Origin of the sequence: Nostoc sp. PCC 7107, from assembly GCF_000316625.1 — a bacterium.
Taxonomy (GTDB): Bacteria; Cyanobacteriota; Cyanobacteriia; order Cyanobacteriales; family Nostocaceae; genus Nostoc_B.
On the sequence record NC_019676.1, the window covers coordinates 1,048,349 to 1,068,542 of the forward strand.

Annotated in this window: 21 protein-coding genes; 12 read left to right on the forward strand and 9 right to left on the reverse strand. The window is 40.0% G+C overall.

What is annotated here, in order from left to right:
* Positions 1–215: 215 nt before the first annotated feature.
* The 4 genes from NOS7107_RS04435 to NOS7107_RS04450 all read left to right on the forward strand — a co-directional run bounded on the left by NOS7107_RS04435 (position 216) and on the right by NOS7107_RS04450 (position 4,811).
* Positions 216–2,099, forward strand: a complete 1,884-nt coding sequence (locus NOS7107_RS04435) for an iron uptake porin (protein WP_015111790.1) — start codon at positions 216–218, stop codon at positions 2,097–2,099.
* A gap of 390 nt (positions 2,100–2,489) precedes the next feature.
* On the forward strand, positions 2,490–2,678 hold the full coding sequence (locus tag NOS7107_RS04440; RefSeq protein ID WP_044500510.1) for a DUF4089 domain-containing protein: 189 nt from the start codon (positions 2,490–2,492) through the stop codon (positions 2,676–2,678).
* 99 nt (positions 2,679–2,777) lie between these two features.
* On the forward strand, positions 2,778–3,401 hold the full coding sequence (locus tag NOS7107_RS04445) for a DUF4328 domain-containing protein (RefSeq protein WP_015111792.1): 624 nt from the start codon (positions 2,778–2,780) through the stop codon (positions 3,399–3,401).
* 3 nt (positions 3,402–3,404) lie between these two features.
* Complete coding sequence (locus NOS7107_RS04450; protein WP_015111793.1) at positions 3,405–4,811, forward strand: Asp-tRNA(Asn)/Glu-tRNA(Gln) amidotransferase GatCAB subunit A; 1,407 nt, start codon at positions 3,405–3,407, stop codon at positions 4,809–4,811.
* On the opposite strand, the gene NOS7107_RS04455 is transcribed toward NOS7107_RS04450, so the two are convergent.
* Entirely contained in the window at positions 4,786–5,772 is a 987-nt protein-coding gene (locus NOS7107_RS04455; protein ID WP_015111794.1) for a phosphatase PAP2 family protein, read from the reverse strand. The genes NOS7107_RS04450 and NOS7107_RS04455 overlap by 26 nt on opposite strands.
* Positions 5,773–6,008: 236 nt before the next feature.
* On the opposite strand from NOS7107_RS04455, the gene NOS7107_RS04460 reads away from it, so the two are divergent.
* Both NOS7107_RS04460 and NOS7107_RS04465 read left to right on the forward strand, forming a co-directional pair.
* On the forward strand, positions 6,009–6,518 hold the full coding sequence (locus NOS7107_RS04460) for a hypothetical protein (protein ID WP_015111795.1): 510 nt from the start codon (positions 6,009–6,011) through the stop codon (positions 6,516–6,518).
* A gap of 48 nt (positions 6,519–6,566) precedes the next feature.
* Positions 6,567–7,454 carry a hypothetical protein gene (locus NOS7107_RS04465; RefSeq protein ID WP_015111796.1) on the forward strand — a complete coding sequence of 296 codons (888 nt, stop codon included), beginning with the start codon at positions 6,567–6,569 and terminating at the stop codon, positions 7,452–7,454.
* Positions 7,455–7,516: 62 nt separating this feature from the next.
* Here the strand turns inward: NOS7107_RS04465 and NOS7107_RS04470 are convergent, their stop codons facing one another.
* The 4 genes from NOS7107_RS04470 to NOS7107_RS04485 all read right to left on the reverse strand — a co-directional run bounded on the left by NOS7107_RS04470 (position 7,517) and on the right by NOS7107_RS04485 (position 11,148).
* The gene (locus tag NOS7107_RS04470; protein WP_015111797.1) at positions 7,517–8,272 is read right to left on the reverse strand and encodes a hypothetical protein; all 756 of its coding nucleotides are present in this window, start codon (positions 8,270–8,272) and stop codon (positions 7,517–7,519) included.
* Positions 8,273–8,735: 463 nt separating this feature from the next.
* Complete coding sequence (locus NOS7107_RS04475) at positions 8,736–9,068, reverse strand: RNA-binding protein (protein WP_015111798.1); 333 nt, start codon at positions 9,066–9,068, stop codon at positions 8,736–8,738.
* A 311-nt stretch (positions 9,069–9,379) separates the two neighbouring features.
* Entirely contained in the window at positions 9,380–10,243 is an 864-nt protein-coding gene (locus tag NOS7107_RS04480; protein WP_015111799.1) for a 3'(2'),5'-bisphosphate nucleotidase CysQ, read from the reverse strand.
* Positions 10,240–11,148 carry a sugar kinase gene (locus tag NOS7107_RS04485; RefSeq protein WP_015111800.1) on the reverse strand — a complete coding sequence of 303 codons (909 nt, stop codon included), beginning with the start codon at positions 11,146–11,148 and terminating at the stop codon, positions 10,240–10,242. Before NOS7107_RS04485 ends, NOS7107_RS04480 begins: the two co-directional genes overlap by 4 nt.
* A 20-nt stretch (positions 11,149–11,168) precedes the next feature.
* Here NOS7107_RS04485 and rsmI point away from each other — a divergent pair, with 20 nt between their 5' ends.
* The 3 genes from rsmI (at position 11,169) to rpsU (ending at position 12,985) form a co-directional block, all read left to right on the forward strand.
* Positions 11,169–12,026, forward strand: coding sequence for a 16S rRNA (cytidine(1402)-2'-O)-methyltransferase (gene rsmI / locus NOS7107_RS04490; RefSeq protein WP_015111801.1), 858 nt, complete (start codon positions 11,169–11,171; stop codon positions 12,024–12,026).
* A gap of 156 nt (positions 12,027–12,182) precedes the next feature.
* Positions 12,183–12,527 (forward strand): hypothetical protein, encoded by a 345-nt coding sequence (locus tag NOS7107_RS04495; protein WP_015111802.1) that lies wholly within the window; start codon positions 12,183–12,185, stop codon positions 12,525–12,527.
* A gap of 278 nt (positions 12,528–12,805) precedes the next feature.
* Positions 12,806–12,985, forward strand: a complete 180-nt coding sequence (gene rpsU, locus NOS7107_RS04500) for a 30S ribosomal protein S21 (RefSeq protein ID WP_015111803.1) — start codon at positions 12,806–12,808, stop codon at positions 12,983–12,985.
* A gap of 134 nt (positions 12,986–13,119) precedes the next feature.
* On the opposite strand, the gene pth is transcribed toward rpsU, so the two are convergent.
* From pth to psbH, 3 genes are all read right to left on the reverse strand, one after another.
* Complete coding sequence (gene pth / locus NOS7107_RS04505) at positions 13,120–13,758, reverse strand: aminoacyl-tRNA hydrolase (protein ID WP_015111804.1); 639 nt, start codon at positions 13,756–13,758, stop codon at positions 13,120–13,122.
* Positions 13,759–13,891: 133 nt separating this feature from the next.
* Positions 13,892–14,149 (reverse strand): TatA/E family twin arginine-targeting protein translocase, encoded by a 258-nt coding sequence (locus NOS7107_RS04510; RefSeq protein ID WP_015111805.1) that lies wholly within the window; start codon positions 14,147–14,149, stop codon positions 13,892–13,894.
* Positions 14,150–14,339: 190 nt separating this feature from the next.
* Positions 14,340–14,543 carry a photosystem II reaction center protein PsbH gene (gene psbH, locus NOS7107_RS04515; RefSeq protein WP_015111806.1) on the reverse strand — a complete coding sequence of 68 codons (204 nt, stop codon included), beginning with the start codon at positions 14,541–14,543 and terminating at the stop codon, positions 14,340–14,342.
* An 85-nt stretch (positions 14,544–14,628) separates the two neighbouring features.
* Here psbH and psbN point away from each other — a divergent pair, with 85 nt between their 5' ends.
* Positions 14,629–14,760: a photosystem II reaction center protein PsbN gene (gene psbN, locus NOS7107_RS04520; RefSeq protein WP_015111807.1), complete on the forward strand. Its 132-nt coding sequence runs from the start codon at positions 14,629–14,631 to the stop codon at positions 14,758–14,760.
* A 139-nt stretch (positions 14,761–14,899) separates the two neighbouring features.
* On the opposite strand, the gene NOS7107_RS04525 is transcribed toward psbN, so the two are convergent.
* A complete protein-coding gene (locus NOS7107_RS04525; protein ID WP_015111808.1) occupies positions 14,900–18,112 on the reverse strand; it encodes an alpha-mannosidase in 3,213 nt (1,070 codons plus the stop codon).
* A gap of 106 nt (positions 18,113–18,218) precedes the next feature.
* On the opposite strand from NOS7107_RS04525, the gene NOS7107_RS04530 reads away from it, so the two are divergent.
* Both NOS7107_RS04530 and NOS7107_RS04535 read left to right on the forward strand, forming a co-directional pair.
* A complete protein-coding gene (locus tag NOS7107_RS04530; protein ID WP_015111809.1) occupies positions 18,219–19,802 on the forward strand; it encodes a hypothetical protein in 1,584 nt (527 codons plus the stop codon).
* Positions 19,803–19,910: 108 nt separating this feature from the next.
* A complete protein-coding gene (locus NOS7107_RS04535; protein WP_253274511.1) occupies positions 19,911–20,135 on the forward strand; it encodes a hypothetical protein in 225 nt (74 codons plus the stop codon).
* The last annotated feature ends 59 nt before the right edge of the window (positions 20,136–20,194 follow it).

The window sequence follows — 20,194 nt, forward strand, 5'->3', positions numbered from 1 at the left end:
TTTCTATGGTTAAAATATAGTTATAAAAAATATTAAAATCATTAATTATTACTTATGTTATTTTTCTATCTAAATAGTATTTACTAGATTTTAATATCTCCGGTAATTCCTTATAGGAAGTAAGGTTTTTTTGAGCAATTCACTTAAGAGTGCTTCATAACTGTTAAATACCGTAGATAAGTTTTTTAAATATTTTATATCTGTGAGGAGCGATCATGGCAAAGTATCTTCTAGCTTCTGCTGGTGGAGCTAGTTTTTTATGTTTAATTAACGGACTATTACCCATCCAATTCCTAGCTAATGCCGTACCAACAGAGCAAAAATTATTAGTAAATGCTCCTCAAAAATCAGCAATTCTCAATAGCGAAATCTTTAATCAATTTACTTTACCCAAAACTGCTGGAACTAGATTAACCATAGCCAATAATAATCAACCAGAATCACCTACTATCCAAGACAAACCAGAAAGCCAAGATTCATCGCAGCCCAACGAGTTGCAGACATCAGATAACAATGATAGCCCTCAAGTAACATCTGTATCACAGTTGTCTGACGTGCAACCAACGGATTGGGCTTTTCAAGCATTACAGTCTTTAGTTGAGCGTTATGGTTGTATTGCTGGTTATCCCAACAGCACTTATCGCGGTAATCGCGCTATGACTCGCTATGAATTTGCAGCAGGCGTAAATGCTTGTTTAGAACGAGTCAATGAACTCATCACCACAGCAACTTCTGATTTAGTTAAAAAAGAAGATTTAGCAACTTTGCAGAAGTTACAAGAAGACTTTGCTGCGGAACTAGCAACCCTACGGGGACGGGTAGATGCACTAGAAGCACGCACAGCAGAACTAGAAGCAAATCAGTTTTCTACTACTACTAAACTCAACGGCGAGGTAATTATCGCAGGAATTGGTGCTACAGGTGGCGCACCAAATACGAGTGATCCAAGTATTATCTTGGTGAATAGAGTTAGGTTAAATCTCAGCACTAGCTTTACTGGAAAAGATTTATTAATTACTGGTTTGCAAGCTTATAACTTTTTGGGTGATATAAACGGAAGTGGTAGTTTACAAGACAGTTTAGGGTTAGCTTCAGATTTACTCGTTTCTAGTAGTGCTAGAACAAGTTTTGAACCGCTGTTTCCTGGTTTTGATGTTAAAACGTTATCACCACAGGCAGCGAATAGCGTACAACTCTATAAATTACTGTATGTTTTTCCTGTTGCTGATAAATTGACTTTGTTTGCGGGAACTGCGGCGGAAGCAACAGACGCTTTTCCTGCTATCACACCTTTTTATGGTGAAGGACAAGAGTCTATTTCTCGGTTTGCAGGTTTAAATCCTGTAGCGCGAGTTTCTGGAGGGACTTCGGGGACTGGTTTAGCCTCGGCTGCGGGATTTATATTTAACATTTCTCCTCAGTTAGATTTAAGAGCTTTATACGGCAGTGTCAATGCTAACGTACCTCAAGAAGCAGGTGATATTGTACCAGGTGTTTCTAACACTCCTTTAGGTGCAGGCGTATTTGGTGGTAGTAGTATTGTCAGCACTCAATTAACCTTTAAACCCACTAGTTCGATAGATGTGGGTTTAAACTATGCCCACAGTTATCACGAAATTAATATCTTAGGTACAGGATTAATTCGTGATGATATCGGTGCGTTAGCTGGCGTTCCTTTAGGGACACCGGTGACGCTAAATTCTGTTGGTGGTACGTTAACTTGGCGCTTTTCTCCAAAAGTTGCTTTGTCTGGTTATGGTGCTGCAATGTTTGTTGATTCTTCTGGAGATGTTGATGCTTCCACCACTTTTACTAGTTGGATGATAGGGCTACACTTCAATGATTTATTTAAATCTGGAAATAATGCGGGAATTCTTTTTGGACAACCGCTGTTTCGTTCTGATGCAGGTGGTACGGCTCAATTGGCTCCAGATGGGGTAAATCGTGCTACTCCTTACCATTTAGAGGCTTATTATCGTCTGAAGCTGACAGATAATATCAGCATTACTCCCGGCGCTTTTGTTTTGTTTAACCCTGAAGGTGACAGTAGAAACGAGACTACAACTGTGGGTGTACTTCGGACTACTTTTACTTTTTAGGATGGTTTATGGCAGTTCTCGGTTGAGTGTAGCACTATTTTAACCTCTCTCCTACAAGGCTACGGTGTACACACAAGTGGTAGCGGCAACTGTTTCAGGCCTTATAGACCCTTTCAATGGTCATTACAAGCGCAGCAAAGTAATCGCATTATCCAGTGGTTTTTGTGAGTTCGTCGTCGTTCCGCCTCGCTGCGGACAAGGTTTCAGAGCGATCGCCTCCGGCTGGCGGGTACGCCATCGCACAATCCTATTGCTAGATGATGAAACCAAGTACTAGGGGGAATTTTAAGACTTGTGTGTACACCGTAGCCCATAAGGAGAGAGGCTTTGAGTGTTAACGCTATATTTGTAAAAATTAGAGATTTTTAAATGGGGAAGTGGCTAGAAAATATGGAAAATCAAGAATTGGATGTTAATAAATATGTTGAGCAAATATCTTTATTATTAGATTTGCCAATTAAAGATGAATATCGTGATGAAGTGGTAGCAAATTTTGCCAGAATTCAAGCGATCGCTCAACTCGTCAATTCTTTTCCTTTACCCGCAGACATCGAGGTTTCACCAGTATTTGAACCATAGTTGCTGAGAACCTACTGGACTCCTCAAGTAAATACACTGAGTCTTAGATATAACTACCAAGATTAAGATATTAGCCGATAATGCCATTGGAAACAGGAAATGAGTAATTTCAATGCTGGTAGTTCATTGAAGTCTGCGGCTATTGGGAAATTTTTGGTGCGTTTGCTGTGGTTGCTGATGGGAATTGGAGTTATTTCTACGTTTTTCTCTTTGTTAGCAGTCATAGCACAGCCAACTTATCAAATATTTGCTTCTGTTGATGGACTCATATCACTAGTTTCGTTACTGATTGGTGTAATTTCAATTATTATTTTTTTGGTTTGGCTACATCGTATCCATGCTGATTTGAAAAATCTTTTCCAGGAATATCCCATTACTCCAGGCGGTGCGATCGCGCGATTTATGATTCCCATATACAGCCTTTGGGGAATATCTCACACTTTATCTACCTTTGCGGAGAAATTTCAAGCCGAAGGTGGTGATTTAACCAGTTTGAGTGAACGAGTGCGATCGCTGATAGCGCCACTATATTGTTTTATGATTGGGTCAAGAGCTTTGAACCGCATTGTTTTTGAAGCTTCTAAAAATCCTGGAGATAAATTTCTGCCTGTGTGGTTTTTAGTATCTTGTTTTGTCGACTTGGGTTTTACTGTTGTATTGTTACAACTCACAAAAACTATGGGGACTGCGGTTACTCAAAAAGCTAAACGCAATATTATCTAACCAATGAATTTAGAGTTCGCTGATGCCTTATCAATAGCAGCGGCTGTGCGCGGTGGTCAAGTTAGTGCGGTAGAAGTCACTCAATCTGCACTCATAAGAATTGCCAAACTAGATGATCAACTTAACTGTTTGACAACTGTCACCACAGAAACAGCTTTAGCAGACGCAGCCAGAATTGATCAAGAAATCGCTCAAGGTAATTCTCCAGGTTTACTTGCTGGCGTACCTTTTGCTGTGAAAAATCTGTTTGATATTGCTGGTGTCACAACTCTGGCTGGGGCAAAAATTAATGCCGAAAATCCCCCAGCTACCCAAGATGCAACCGCCGTCGCCAAGTTAAAACAAGCTGGCTCAGTGTTGGTTGGGGCTGTAAATATGGATGAGTACGCCTATGGTTTTGTCACAGAAAACTTTCATTATGGTGCGACTCACAATCCGCATGATTTACAACGAGTAGCTGGTGGTTCTTCTGGTGGTTCAGCAGCGGCGGTGGCGGCTGGTTTGGTTCCCTTCACCCTGGGTTCTGATACGAATGGTTCCATTCGCGTACCTGGGGCTTTGTGTGGGGTGTTTGGTTTCAAGCCAACTTACGGACGCTTGTCTCGTGCAGGTGTGGCTTTATTTTCTAGTAGTTTTGACCACATTGGCAGTTTTGCTCGTTCGGTGCAAGATATCGCTACAGTTTTTGATGTACTGCAAGGAGAAGATGAACGCGATCGCATTTGTACAAAACGTCCGCCAGAATTATGTTCACCCCAACTCCATCAAGATATCTCTGATATTAGAATTGCGATCGCAGATGATTATTTTCTCCAAGGTGCAGCACCAGAAGCATTAGCCGCAGTGCAAACAGTAGCAGAGGCTTTAGGTGTAACTGAATATATCACCATACCCGAAGCAAAACGCGCTCGTGCAGCGGCTTTTGTAATTACAGCCAGTGAAGGCGCAAATCTGCATTTAAATCAATTGAAATCGCGTCCCCAAGATTTTGACCCCGCAACCCGCGATCGCTTTTTGGCTGGGGCGTTAATTCCCAGTAGTTGGTATCTACAAGCACAACGATTTCGTCAATGGTACCGCGATCGCGTTCGAGAAGTTTTTCAAAATGTCGATATCATTCTCGCCCCCACTACACCAATTTTTGCACCATTAATCGGCCAACAGACGATGATTTTAGCTGGGGAAGAAATTTTAGTGCGTCCTCATTTGGGATTATTCACCCAACCTTTATCTTTCATTGGCTTACCTGTTTTATCAGTCCCAATTCAACGCCTTGATGCTTTACCTCTTGGTGTGCAGTTAATCGCCGCCCCCTACAATGAAGCATTAATTTTGCGAGTAGCCGCTTTCTTAGAGTCACAAGGTGTTGTTTCTGCACCCGTAGTCAACTTAAACCAAAACTCTGCGTAACTCTGTCTTGAAAAGCTTCATTAACAACACAAGCAGTCAACCACAATAAGCCCACCGCATAACCAGCAATCACATCTGTAGGCCAATGTACTCCCAAATAAAGCCGACTAAAACCAATTGCCAAAATTAAAATCACAGTTAAGGTGAAAATCTGCGATCGCCATTGGGGAAATTCTTGGGCTAATGAATAGCCCATACAACCATAAACCACCATTGACACCATTGCATGGCCGCTGGGAAAACTGTAGTGATTGACGTTAATAATGTAATCCCACAGTGCAGGACGCGCCCTGACAAACAGTTCTTTCAGCAGGTAATTTAAACTAATCGCCCCCACCGCCGCTATCCCAAAGGTAGTAGCTTGTAAGTGACGGTGGCGATACAGCAACGTAGCTTCCCATGTTAAACAACTCAACAATAGCAGTGGTGGTTCACCCAGGGAAGTTATACCCACCATGAGGCGATCGAGTGAGGGTGTGTGTAGTTTTTGAATCGCTAATAAAATAATGCTGTCTAAACCATTTTTGTGTAATAGTGCTGCACCCAAGGACAAAGCAGAAAAGGCGGCGGTGACGGGAATAAGTTGACTACGTCCTTGATTGATTGTGGTATTTGACAGTACAACCGGAGTAATGCTTTTACTGGGAATAAATTCTGGCGCAGTGCTGGAAGGTAATTGTTTATGACCTCTTTGGTAATCTAAAACTATATTTTGCAGCAGCCAGGCGATCGCATTTGCACTAAAATCTGGCTGAAACAGTACCAAAACATTCCCTGTTAAATGGTTAGCACTGGCTTGAAAAATGCTGTCTTCCTTTGACAATCGCAATTCTAGGTATTTTTTCAGCGCTGGAGAATCATGCAGTCCCCTCACTTTATATCTGGCTCTACCTTTGATTGAAGTATGTATCTCTCGAATTAAAAAATTTTCCCTCAGAAGATTGCCAAAATCAGTGTTCATTTTTCTGCTTCACAAATTTTTGTAATAGTCCCAAAACATCAGAGGTGCTAAAGTCTCTTTTTCCCATAGTATCAAGGCTACTCTGGCTTCCAGTGTTCAGCCTTGAGAAAGATTAGCTATAAAATGACAAGCTGAGTAACTCTACATTCATCTCAATAGTTATCAAAAAATAAATTTTGTGGGCAAAATTTGACAAGTGCGCTGATAATTGCGTCAAAGTATAAGGAGCAGGAAACATGAGTTTCTATCGTGGGCGGAAAGTTTTAGCTGTGTTGCTTATCTCAGTATTATTACTGACAACAGCTTGTACACCTAAAACACCAGGACGTTTTGATCAAGTACAACAAGAAAGCAGTAAACAGAAAAAAGGTCAAGCAGTTGCGAAAACTGCGACTCAGGGAAGTGAATTTAACAAATTCTTCCCGAAATCGGGTGGTGGTTACGATCGCGCTTACACCCAAGAGAAAAAAGGCTTTGCAGAAGCTAAGTTGAAAAAAGCTGGTAAAGAAGTAGCGGTGCTGTCGATTTCGGACACAACCAGCACCCCAGAAGCAGCAGCCAAATTCTCTAAAAGCAGCAAAAAGATTGCTGGATATCCGGCTGTAGAACAGGGAAAAACCCAAAGTGCGATTTTGGTAGGGAAGTATCAAGTCAAAGTTCAGTCAAAGGCTACCACATTTACAGCGAGCGATCGCGCCGATTGGCTCAGTAAATTTAATCTTGATGGCCTAGCCAAACTCAAATAATCGACACTCAAAATATTTAGATAACAAACTCGCAATCAGGAGATTTTTATGGGTAAACCGATTCAAGAATTAGTTGATCAACTACCAACTGGTGGTTTAACAATATCTATGTTGAAGGCTCTCGATTTTGTTGCTCCCGGTGAGTGGCAAAATACTGTTGGCTTTGTCAACACCATTAAAACTGTCACTGGTGAAGAAGACGAAGAGTTGATTCAACAAATTGGCGAACGCGCGATTTATCTGTATAACGATAGTTCTCAAGGCTACCAACGCGCGATGTGGCTTTATCAAACTGTTGATGGTACAGATAAAGTTCTCGGTGCAGCCGCTTTAGCTAACAAAGTTGGTGAATCAATTCCCCTTTTGGGTTTTCTCAACTCTGTGACTCCCAAACCAGATAAAGCCCAAACGATTGATTTGTCCTTAAAAATAGTTACTGAATTAGTGGCTTTTTGCCAAATTAATGGCATTCCTGGAGACAGCATCGGCGATTTTGTCGGTGCTTTAGGGGAGTACAGCGGTGAATCCCTCATGCGATTAGTAGCATTAGTTTGCATTGATGGTTTGATACCTTTGGGCCCAGATTTCATTAATAAAGCCTTATCTTCCCTTAACCAAACTAGTCCCCAAGAACTAGAACAGAACACAACCTTTAAAGGCATTCAAGATGTAATTCCTGGCAGTAATGCTGCTAGTAAACTCAGCTTTATTGGTGAAAGTTTTGATTCTGTGAAAGGTTGGATGAGTGGCTTAGTTACTAGCAATAATTTAACCCCACAAAATGTCGTTAGTCACTTGCAAAGTTTTATGGAAGTGAGTGATGACAAGTTAGATTATTTGGCAGCTTTCTTAGATGTGTCTACTAACTATTACGAACATACAGGTACGCAAACTTTAGCACGTCGTTTAATTGAACGCGCTGTAGCTGAGATTTAGTTAAGTCACTCCTAGTCATTAGTCATTATGTGTTTACAAATGATTAATGACTAATGACTAACTTATAAGTTTAAATTTTCGGCGATCGCATCTAAATAAGGCTGAAAAATTACTAAATTTTCCAATTTTTCAAATTTACCTTTAACAGCATTTGGGTCAAAAGCTGTACTAATTATATAAAGTGCATTCCCATCAAAAGCAGCATAGCTAATATATTGTTCTTGTAATCCACCTTCAGCATTAATACCTGTGAAACCGTAGCGTATTCCTGGGAGCTTACCAACTGATATATTTTCTAATGGATGAGTAGAAAATATAATCTTATTGCCATTTCCTTTCTGACGGTCTTTACTCAACGCAGTATAATAATCACCAGACCAAGCTTTCAGCGCTGCGAGGACTTTGCTTTGGTTACTGGAATTTTTATAGTCTAGTTTTGTGCCGAAGGAAATACCTGCATCAGCCAGATGCTTTTGAAAATTAGGATTTTTACTAACTTGAGAAACACTCATCTCAAGTGTACCTAAAACTTCGCTTTTGGCAGATACACATAACAAAGGTTCTGTCCCTGCACATGGAACCACTTGCCAGCCGTTAGGAACTACAATATTTTTACTTAACACTTTTTGCCAAACATTTCCCGCTTTTGAGTTAGTCGTTTCTCCAGACGGAACTTGTGGGGAAGTCTTGGGTGTGGGTGCTAATTGGTTCTTTTGCTCTACTTTAGTTCCAGAAAAGTAGGGCAGGATGAATTTTGCACCTAATGGCATTAATAACAATAAAAGCGCAGCTATGAAAATATGATAAACACGCAACATTTTTCTGAAAATCCAAAGCCAGAAATTGCCGAATCAGGCTACAGACTACAACATTTAGTATGTATGTAGGTAGATGCACAGCAAATTATAAGTCAATACAGTTCAGATAAGAAAACTAAATCACAACAAAACCAACAAATAATTACTCAACCAAAAACGAAAGAATTATTTCAAATCTTGCTTATTGTCTGATAGGTAGGTATAAATTGACAAATCAACTCTTATCACCTTAACTTAACCGTATTGGATTACAGGTGAATGAGGTACAAATTGTAAAAACAAAGCAATGTGCCAAAAGCCTTTCAAGCCTATTTCCTATTTTCAAGACGATTTGCGTCATTCTCATTCATCCGTAATAAGGATGAATATTGAACTCTAGAGAAAAAATAAAATACTCCAGCAAAAACTAGCCTTTGGCTTTATCTGCTGGAGACTCTAGATGCTAAATTTTTATCTCAAAATTTTAGTAACGACCACGACCACCGCCGCCGCCACCGCCACGGTTATTATTGCCCCAGCCCCCGCCGCCGCCGCCGCGAGAAGGACTTCTTTCTTCACGAGGTTTAGCTTTATTTACTTTCAAGTCACGTCCCATCCATTCAGCACCATCTAGTGCTTCAATAGCGGCAGTTTCTTGTGATTCTGTTTCCATCTCTACAAAGGCAAAACCACGAGGACGGCCGGTTTCTCGGTCAGTGGGTAACTGAACACGACTTACTTTTCCGTATTCGCTAAATGCCATTTTCAAGTCTTCCTCAGTGACTTGGTAAGACAAGTTTCCAACGTAAATTGACATATAATGTCTCCGAATTCAGGGAGTGTAGAGAGTTAAATTCGGAGAGACGCTTTTTAAAAATCAAAACGAGTTACTCAACCGAAAATAATCCTTATATGCCAAAGTATAGCACAACAGCCAAAGAATCAAAGTTATCAAATAGTCAAAAAACTTTGTAGTTTGTAACTATATCTAGAAAATATTTGAGTATTTGTACTTAACGAATATTTAAAAATATGTTCATAGACATTTATTAGATTAACTATTACATATAATTATGAATTATATGGTCAATCTAGACAAGCTAATTTTAACTATATATATATATAGTGTTAAACGGTTTTAAAATTGTCGAACTCTGATAATATCCTTTGCGCTTCCTGGCACAAAATTTGGTGAGATTCACTATTACTGGCAAGTAAACCTCCCCACTGATTGATGTCATCGGTGTTATATTGCAAAGGACTGCCATCAAAATGAGTAAAACTACCACCAGCTTCGGTTAAAATTAGCTCTGGCGCAGCTATATCCCAATCTTTAGGCGCAGACTTACCAGAAAGAGAAATGTAAATGTCTGCTTTTTGTTCGAGAATAGTAGCAATTTTACAACCTACACTGCCCACAGCTTTTTGATTTTGGCAAGGTAAGTGTTGTAGTAAATAGTTGAGCCTTTCATGGCGATGAGAACGACTGACAACTAAGGTTAAATCTTCGATAGGTTTTTCTGTTAAAAGTGTTATGGGTAAAGTCTCTTTTGGTGTTTCTTTAAATGTTCCACCATCTTTAGTGGCGTAATAAATTGTTTCGGTTTCAGGCACAGCTACGATTGATAAAATAGGTCGATGATCTTGAATTAAAGCAATGTGAATCGCATAGTCTCCGGTCTTGTCAATAAAATCTCTTGTGCCGTCTAAAGGATCAATTAGCCATACTAACTGAGAATTTGGTTGGTAGAGTTGTGATTTATAAGTTTCTTCACTGATGTAAGTAAAATCTTGGTCACTAAAAGCGGCTTGTAATCTCTGCAAAATATATTTACTGACGGTAATATCTGCAATGGTCACAGGCTCATTCTGTTTGTATTGCACCTGTAAATCATGATCTTCAATTGTACCGTGGTAATATGAATGGAGTATATCTGCTGCTTTCCAGCCTACATCACGAGCGATCGCTAATATTTCTGCTAAATCTTTCATTGCTTCTCTTCCATCCAGCGACGTGTGCCAAAAAATTGACAGGAACTAGCGGCGATATTGGCGGCTTGTGCTAAGGCATGAGGGAAATTTTCACTTAATATATAGTGGCAGAAAGCGCCATGAAAAATATCTCCAGCCCCCAATGTATCAACTGCGGTAATTCGCGGTACGGTGATAGTACCGCTTTGATCACGACTGAGATATGTAATTGGTTGATCACCGTGGGTAATGGCAATATGGAGAATACCAAAACTATTCAGGTAATCAACAACCTCTAACTCTGCATCGCAGTTTGGAGGATAAAAATTTGCTGAACAAAGAGCATAATCAACAAAAGGCAAGATTTGTTCAAAGCCGGGTTTCCAGCTACCGCCATCGATGACTACGGGGATATTATGGCTTTTTGCTGTTTGCGCGATTGCTTTACCAACTTCTATCTGATGTCCATCAATTAATACAATATCAATATCTGGCACAATATTCACCGGGATAGATGTACTGCTGGCTTGGGTTTTCGCCGCATTAATAGAAATTACCGCCCGTTCACCAGTTGCTTGAGTCACAATAATTGAAGATACAGACGGTGGTGTTTGCTGGTTGGGTTCAAGGTCGGCGATCGCTACTCTATACTTTTCTAAGTCACTATAAATTAGTTGCGTCATTGGGTGCGAACCAACCACACCCAAGATATTTGCTTGATTACCTAAATGAGCAAAAGTTACAGCCGCATTTGTAGCTGGCCCTCCTGCTGCTACAGTATAGTCAGCAGCCACTAACTTCTGATTATTTTGCGGGGCAGAATCAGCAAGATAAATCAAATCTAGGGTGACTAAACCGACAAATAATCCCCGATATAATTTTGGATTTTGGATTTTGGATTTGTCACCGATAATATTTATGCTCATCACGAATTACATTCAATCTCATGCAAACAGATCCACAACCAGGAACACTTTACGTTGTTGGTACACCCATTGGCAATCTAGAAGATATTACTTTTCGGGCGGTGCGAATTTTGCAGACAGTGGATTTGATTGCTGCGGAGGACACGCGCCATACTGGCAAACTGTTACAGCATTTTCAAGTTAAAACACCCCAGTTAAGTTACCACGAACATAACCGCAATAGTCGCATTCCTGAAATATTAGAGCATTTAAGTCACGGGAAAGCGATCGCTTTAGTTAGTGATGCGGGTATGCCGGGAATTTCTGATCCTGGTTATGAACTGATTAAAGCTTGTATTGATGCCGATATCAACGTAGTACCAATTCCCGGTGCAAGTGCAGCAATCACGGCTTTGAGTGCTGCGGGTTTACCCACAGATAAATTTACTTTTGAAGGTTTTTTACCACCAAAAACCCAACAGCGACGGGAACATTTAGAAACTTTGCAAACAGAAGCCCGCACTTTAATTTTCTACGAATCGCCCCATCGTTTACCCGCAACGTTGCAAGACTTAGCAGAAGTTTTTGGTAGCGATCGCCAAATCGTCTTAGCCAGAGAATTAACTAAATTATACGAAGAATTTTGGCGCGGCACAATCGCCGACGCGATCGCCCACTATAATCAACGGGAACCCCAAGGTGAATACACTTTAGTTGTTGCAGGAACTCCAGTTACTCAACCATTATTAACAGAGGTAGAACTAAAAGCCGAATTGCAACAGTTAATTAGTCAAGGAATATCGCGATCGCAAGCCAGCCGTCAACTAGCTAAATTTACCTCACTTTCTCGCCGCCAAGTCTATCAACTGGCGCTGTCTATCATCGTGAGTGCTGAGTAATATTCAGATTTCCGCCCAATTAACTGATTTTTTACGCATATTTACTGAAAAAAACATAAAATTTAAATAAATTTTTACTATGCTCTCTAGTTTTTAATTAATAACTAAAATATAATTAGTGTAAATTAACTTCATTTTTATTAGAATCAAATAGTTATGGGTAGGCTTTTAATCAAACTTATAGGCTTAATTTTATTATTTTTAGGTTTATATTTTTTGGGACAAAACATTATCTTTGTTAGCGGTTACTATTCGTTTTTCTATCGGAGTTTACCTGCATCTGGTTCAGTTCTAGCAATTATGTCTGGGATTTTTGCCTTGATTTTCTTTCCTAGAGAAACTGGGAATTTTGGCTGGATATTGCTGGGTATTGGCATAGTGCTAGTTTTCTTAAGTGGAGGAGTAATTTTAAGACCAACTAGTTTATGGAGTTTTGCTGTTGCATTTACTGCAATGTCTCTTGGTTTTAAGTTATTAAATCAGGGCAGAATTAACTTATAAAGGACGAAATAACTATTTTTTTAGAGTATTAATACATACATTTATTGATAATAATAGAAACTTCAGTATATTTTTCATTAAAACTCTATTTGCAATAGACAATGATGCAATTATTGATAATTTCATATAATACTAAGCTGCCATAATAAATAGGATTTCTCATACTACTTTATGGTAGTGTACTTGCCAAAACTATGATGCTTGAAGGCTATTCAGCGGGGTTTGGCTAAGTTGGAGGCTGCTATTACAATGGAAATTATTTATAATGAGGAAACAGAATGACCCAAGTGCTTCTAGGCGAAAACGAGGGAATAGATTCAGCGCTACGTCGGTTTAAGCGCCAAGTATCTAAAGCTGGTATATTAGCTGACGTTAAATACCATCGACATTTTGAAACACCATTAGAAAAGCGCAAACGCAAGGCTGTAGAAGCCAGACGCAAGCGCCGGTTTAAATAAACATCTGTGATTTGGTACTGGCGTTGCTTTAAGACATCCATCTCAATCAGCAACAGCACTTTGCCATAATACTCACATGAATTTAACAACGTTTACCCAACCCTGAGATAGGTTTGGGTATATTGCTGTATATATTAACTATTAACTTCAACAGTGCGGCTATTACAACGATTCATAGCTTTTTCGACTCCTTGTTTCAGGCTCATTTCTACACAATCAACTACAAACTGAAGTACAGCAGACATCAATTGAGTTTCAGTAGCAGAAAATTTTCCTAATACATGAGAGACCGTTTCGGAATTGTCGCCGTTAGCCGCATCTTTTGGTTTGCCAATGCCAATACGCAGACGAGGGAAATTTTGCGTGTTAAGATGGGCGATCGCACTCTTCATCCCATTATGCCCACCAGCAGAACCAGATAGGCGTAGGCGAGTTTTTCCCAGAGGCAAATCCATATCATCATAGATGATCAAAACAGACTCTGGGGGCAATTTGTACCAACTTGTTACAGATTGTATTGCTTGTCCTGAGCGATTCATGTAAGTTAACGGCTTCAGCAACCGGATTTTATTTCCAGCAAATGCCATACCTTCGCCATACTCTCCTTGAAACTTGCGATTTTCTGTAACAGAAATTTGCCAAGCACGAGCCAGCGCATCGACAGCAGCAAAACCAATATTATGGCGTGTTTGTTCATACTTCGGCTCTGGATTCCCCAAACCAACAATTAGCTGGGGAATTACCAAAGCTGGTTGTGTTCCAACTTCTGTCATTTCACTTACAATCAATCGATTCGCGGCACTATTTTAAGGGATCAGAGGCTAGAGGCTAGTTTTTAACTCAGCACGGGCTGAACGCCCCGCTACCGCTCTAAGCGCAGCCATGCCCACAGGGCTTTACAGCACTTTAAATAACAGTATCTTGTTGTGGTTGAGCAGCTTCGATTTTTTTGGGTTCCAGTTCAGCAGTAGTTTTCACAACTTGTTCAATTTGTTCGGCTTCTCGTTTAAATTCATTTTGAAATTCATTAGAAGCTTCTTGAAAACCGCGAATCGCTTTCCCGACACTGCGGCCAATCTCTGGCAATTTCTTCGGGCCGAAGACTAACAGTGCGACTATCATAATTACAGCCATTTCTGGCAGACCAATACCAAATATATTCATGCGATCGCTCCTATAAATATGCAGGCAGATAAAATTAGGAGAGTGGGAAGTTAAAATAAAACATTTCCCCATCATTACTATGGTGACTTGTTTTAGGCTAACCTTTCAAGTCCATAACTTACAAAAAAACCCGGACAAGCCGGGTGTAAGTTCGCTGAATACGCAAGCTTGATGATTGCTACGTTGTAAATTAGCCGCCTAAACTGCGCCAATCAACCAACACATCTTGAATTGAGATTGATTTATTGTAAAGTTGCAGAATTATCAGCAAAAACACCAAAAATAGTGCCATAAAAACGGCCATCACAGGGGTAGTCCCCCAGCCTGGAGCCACTTTACCATACTCAGAATTCAAAGGTCTCAGGATATCTCCCAACCTAGTCCGTTGTGCCATAGTTCACCTAAGATTAGTTGCCAAAGCTTTTTTTAATCTTCTGTAATATTCTATAAGAATAGCACTCATAATCAATCTATATTTTATGGAACCCGCAATAGTTCTTAGCATTTCTGTTGGCGCGATGCTTGTAGCGATTACTGCCTATGGAATTTATACATCATTTGGGCCACCAAGCAAGGAGTTGGCAGATCCTTTTGACGACCACGAAGATTAGAAGGCAGAAGGCAGAAGGCAGAAGGCAGGAGGCAGGAGGTGTATTAGCAGACTGTCTATTTACCCGCCTCTGCTATCTCAAACTATTAAGTGTACTCTGAAAATTAAGTTTAAAAAATAACTTTATCTACTGAAAAATCTTACTCAGGCTGAGGGTTAAGTGTTGGTATAACTTTGATAGTGGTAATTTTCCACGGCTGTATTGTCAGTGTTTGTTGGTTAACTGAATATTCAGTGATATCTGAGGAACGTTCTAATAAATCTACTGTTTCTCTGAGACATAGCCCTAAATCACTCTGCAAATGTAACTCGGTTGTTTCTCCCTTTGATTCATAACAGCGCAAAATAAACTCCTGAGAATTATTTTCTGTTGGCTTCAGCGCCATCAAGATTAAGTTTTGAGAAGTTAAATTTAAGAAACTGATTCGGTCGGGAGTAGGGAGTAGGGAGTGGGGAGTGGGGAGTAGGGAGTGGGGAGTAAAAATAACTTGCAGGGGAATGTTAAGTTCATAGCCACGTTTTACGGTCTGGGCTGTTTTCCAAGTATTAGCGTGAGGATACAAAGCGTAGGTGAATTCGTGAAAGCCTCTATCACACTCTGGGTCTGGCCAATTGGGACTGCGTAACAGGGATAGACGTAGTTGACTTGGTTGAGCATCGTAGCCATATTTACAATCATTGAGTAAACTGACTCCGTAAATACCGATTTCCGTTTCTGCGGTTAAATCAGCCCAACGCAAGGCGGGTACTTCCCATTTGGCTTGTTCTGCGGGGGTTTGGGGTTTGGTGGGGCGACGAATAGCACCGCAGGGAATTTCATAGGTAGCAAAGTCTGCTTCCACATTTATAGGAAATGCAGCTTTAACAAAGACTTGATTTTCTTGCCAATTAACTGTAGTGGCAATTTTTAGCAGTGGTGAACCTGCTTGTAAAATATAATCTTGGCAAAATTCTGATTCGCCAAGCTGACGCACTACGCGCAGGCGATGTTGTACTGGCCCTTGTTCTAACAATTGAATTGATTTGAGGCTGGTGGCTGGTAAGGGATGTTGGGCATAATTGGGGTCAATATTCCAAGCATCCCAATATTGACCGCTATCTTTAAAGGCTTGTAATTGATTTCCTGCACCACTTAAGACTTCGCGTTGATGAGTTTTATCCAAAACGCTGGATAAATCACCTGTGTCTGGGTCAATAACTACCCGGAGAAATTGATTTTCGAGGACAAAATCAGTGTTAGAGGATGGTGAATAAGTGGGAAGTTGGGATGCTGAAACCAGCCAAAATAGGCGGTAGCCTACGGAGGGAACATCGGTGGCTAAAAATAGTAATGTTTTTGGTTCAGTGAGTTGAGATATGATTTGATTTCCAGCGACATCATATATTTGCCATACTGAGTTAGTTGTAGGTAAGCTAACTGCAACTACTTCAGAACGCTGCCAATTGAGAGAATTAAAAACGAATATTGGTAAACTATTAGGTTCTGGTGGTTCTGGTAAGGTAAAGTGAGATGCGATCGCCTGCATCGACTCTGCTAATATTCTTGTCCCCACTTCTTCGACTTGCTGCCACTCTGGCAAAGCATCAGTATAAACTTGAGTAATGGAAGAACCAGGTAAAATATCGTGAAATTGGTTAAATAATACTTGCTTCCAAGCTTTTTCTATCTCTGCTTTAGGATATGTTGCGCCACAAGTAATAGTTGCTAAAGTCGCAAACAGTTCAGCTTGATAGAATAAATTTTCACTATATCGATTCCACCGCTTTTGATCTCCATGAGTAGTGTAACAGCCACGATGGAATTCTAAATATAGTTCATCGTCCCAGGTGGGAAAGTCTGCTTGATTAATTTGTTGTAAATACTTTTCGGCGGTTGTAAATTCTAATTCTGGGAATACTGGAGAATGTTGCCAGCGTTGAGCAATTTCCAACATATCACGGGTAGGGCCGCCGCCGTGGTCGCCCACACCAGGAAGCCAGAGTGATTCTTGCAACCCTGTTTGGGCTTGCCATTCCAGAGTGTAATCTGCCATTTTAACGGGGTCAATACCTTCACCGATGGGTGCAGACATCAAACTAAATACTTGACTCCCGTCAGGCGATCGCCACCAAAAAGCCCCATAATTAAACTTAGTAGTATCATTCCACCGCAATTTTTGGGTGACAAAATACTCCACACCTGCATTCACAAAAAATTGCGGTAAAGTTCCACAAAAACCAAACGTATCAGGAACCCAAACTATTGGTGAAATCTTGCCAAATTTTTCTTGAAAATATCGCTGACCATACAATAACTGACGAACTATCGATTCACCACTAATCAAATTTAATTCTGGTTCCACCCAAGTAGCACCAATAATTTCCCATTTTCCCGCAGCTACAGCTTGTTGAATAGCTGCAAATAAATCTGGGCGATGTTCTTCCACCCAAGCATAAAGGGCGGGTGTGGAATGACAGAAAATTAATTCAGGAAAATCTTTTTGTAATTTGAGAACCGACTCAAAAGTATTTTGGGTGGCGTTCCAGGTTTCATTCACAGGCCACAACCACGCTAAATCTAAATGGGCGTGACCGAGTAAGTTTATTTTAGATTTTAGATTGTGGATTTTAGATTGAAATAACTTTTGCCGTAAAGACAAAAGATATTTTTCCCACTCTTCCCTCTCTTTCTCTGTGTTCTCTGCACACGCCACTTGCTTCAAGTCGGGAAACCCGCCCAACGCAGTGGCTCCTCTGCGGTTCGTTATTCTTTCTATCTCCGCCGCCAAACTATCTAATTTTTCCGGCTCAAACTTTTCTAAATACAACTGTGCTACCGCCAACTCATCAGCGACAAAACCGGGGTCAGGATGATGATAATCTGTAGACTCGTAGATTAAAAGCGATCGCATCAAAGCCCCATTGTCATGTCCCGGACTGACCAAGCGCAAAGCTACAATAAACTCCTCCCCAAAAGATACACTTTGACTCAGCAATACTCTGGGGTAAAAATCAAATAAATCTCCTGCTTGAACTAATTCCCCATTAACATAAACCTCCGCCGCATCAGCCCACCATACCAAAGCCAAGCGTAAAGACAACCCCGCCAAAGGATAACCCCGTAAATCTTGGGGAACCACCAGTTTCTGTACCAACCATAAAACTTGTTTCCCGCCTGTCCAAGCAATATGTCCTTTAGCATTTAACTCTACAGGTTGCCAATCAGACAAATTAGATGTAGCAACATCCGTAATACTCCGGTCACATTTTTGGTATAGCCAAGTAGACTGAAGATTAACTTGACAAAAAGAGCGTAATTGCTCAATAGTCGCGGAGATTAAATTTGTCTGAGATTGAGATACAGGAGGGGTCATATTTTCGCTAAGATGATGGCACTTATGATGATTAACTGTTTGTCGTTATCTATTTTTTGGCGGGAGTCTCACAACTAAACAAAACTCGAATTCATAAATCACTACCATGTCATCTGGTTCCTCTGGGCGTTATCAAAGCAGACTCTTTAACTTTGTCCACCAGCAATCTCGGCGGTTGACACAACGATGGGAACAAACCTTTCGACAAGTGCAAGTTACTACCAAGTGGGGTGTAGAAGCATTACTTTACCCGCTGTATCTAGTGTTACAGTCAGCCGAGTCAAAGGTGAAAACGCTGTACAGCAAAGAACCACAATCTAGACTAAAGTTACAACCAAATTATAGCGATCGCCTCGAAACTCCCTTAACTGCTGATATGCCTATACAGCGTGTCTTAGAAGCAGTCCAAAAGCTTCCATCTGAGGAAACATCTGTCACTTCCTTTACAACATCACCAAGTTTTCAACCCTTGGGGTTATGGTGGCAGAAATTGTTTCCACATAGTAAAACAAATAACTCTACTCTGACTCAATCCTTAACGATTTCAGACAATTCTTCAAACCATCTCACCTCGCCTCAGCAAAATAATATTCTCCAGCGTTATCTACCACAAGTACAAGGAATTGCCACAAATCTAGAACGGCGTAACTTAGTGCTAGTGACTGCTAATAATGAAATTCTGGATATTTTGACACCTCAACAACAAACAAAATTATTAGATCGAATTATTAGTGAAGTTGCTGGTTACTGGCATTCTCAACAATTAGCCATAGCTGAACAACAGCAGCCGGAGTTACTGCCAGAAATTTATCGTTTATTAGCTAAGTTAACAGGTGAACAGACAAGCAATATTCCCTTACTGACAACAGTAAATACAGGCAGCATCTTAGAAATTTTGGATACAGTTGTTGCCAAATTGGAAGAAAAAGCTTTATTGCCAGTTCAACAAAATAGTCAAGAAATTATTCACATTACTCGCACAAAATTAAATATCTTTCTTTACGGTAAAGAGGAGTTATTTACTCCAGGTAATATTGCAGTTACATCAGATAGTTTAGAAACACAAACTCCAAATTTTCAAGCTTTAATTGAAGCAGCAATTAATTACTTCTTTGGTGTTGGAAAAGAGAAAAAATTTGCTTCAGTTAATACTAATAACCATAACAAACGGCAATTATTTTCTCCTAAAAATCAGGCTCGGTTAAAAAAAAGTCAGTTACGGAATCAAGATAAAGCCGATCCTTGGTTGACTTGGGGCGATTTATTCGGTGATTCTGAGCCAGATACTAATGAAAAAAATAACTCAACACCCAAGATAAATCATTCCTTATTTCCTAGTTCATCAGTCAAAATTTCTCAAAAAACAAAAGCTAGTTCTGATTTAGTAAAACGAAAAAAATCCAGCCGCAACCTTACATCAAGTAAAAAAGTATCGGGAAAAGTTGCGCTTGTCAAACCAAATGAAGCTACTACTTTTGAAAATGGAAGTAGAGAAATTATCCCATACCAAAGCCAAAATTATCAAGTCGAAATCCAGCCAGACTGGATAGAAATTAAAGCTAATTCTATAGAATATGAACAACACTTATTAGAGAAAATTCTAAAATTTCTTGATCGCACTATGCTTTGGTTAGAAGAAATTTTGGTAAAAGCTATTCATTTATTGCAGAGTTTGTGGCAAGGTAAATAATAATATTTAACCAAATAACTATTTGTGGGTTTCTGCGTGAAAGTTCTTGTTTACTGTAAATACTTTAATTTCAAAAATCCACTAGATAAACCGAAGATTGAAACATTTGTGGTCAATTTACCACAAATTCCCCAGGTTGGTGAAACAATTGTGGTGGAGAGAATCTCGGCACAAAAACAGTTTGTCATTATTTTTGAGTACATTGTCACAGCCGTACAGTTAAATGCTTCCAAAGAATCTACTTATACAGCAGATGCTCAAGTAAATGCTTGTTTAAATCACTGCTGGGAAGGAACATCAAATTTTAAAATCACCAACTTTTTAGAAAAATAGTCATTTACCAAAAAATGCGGTTTGTAAACCTAAATAAAAAAGAACCCTCAAAACTTTGA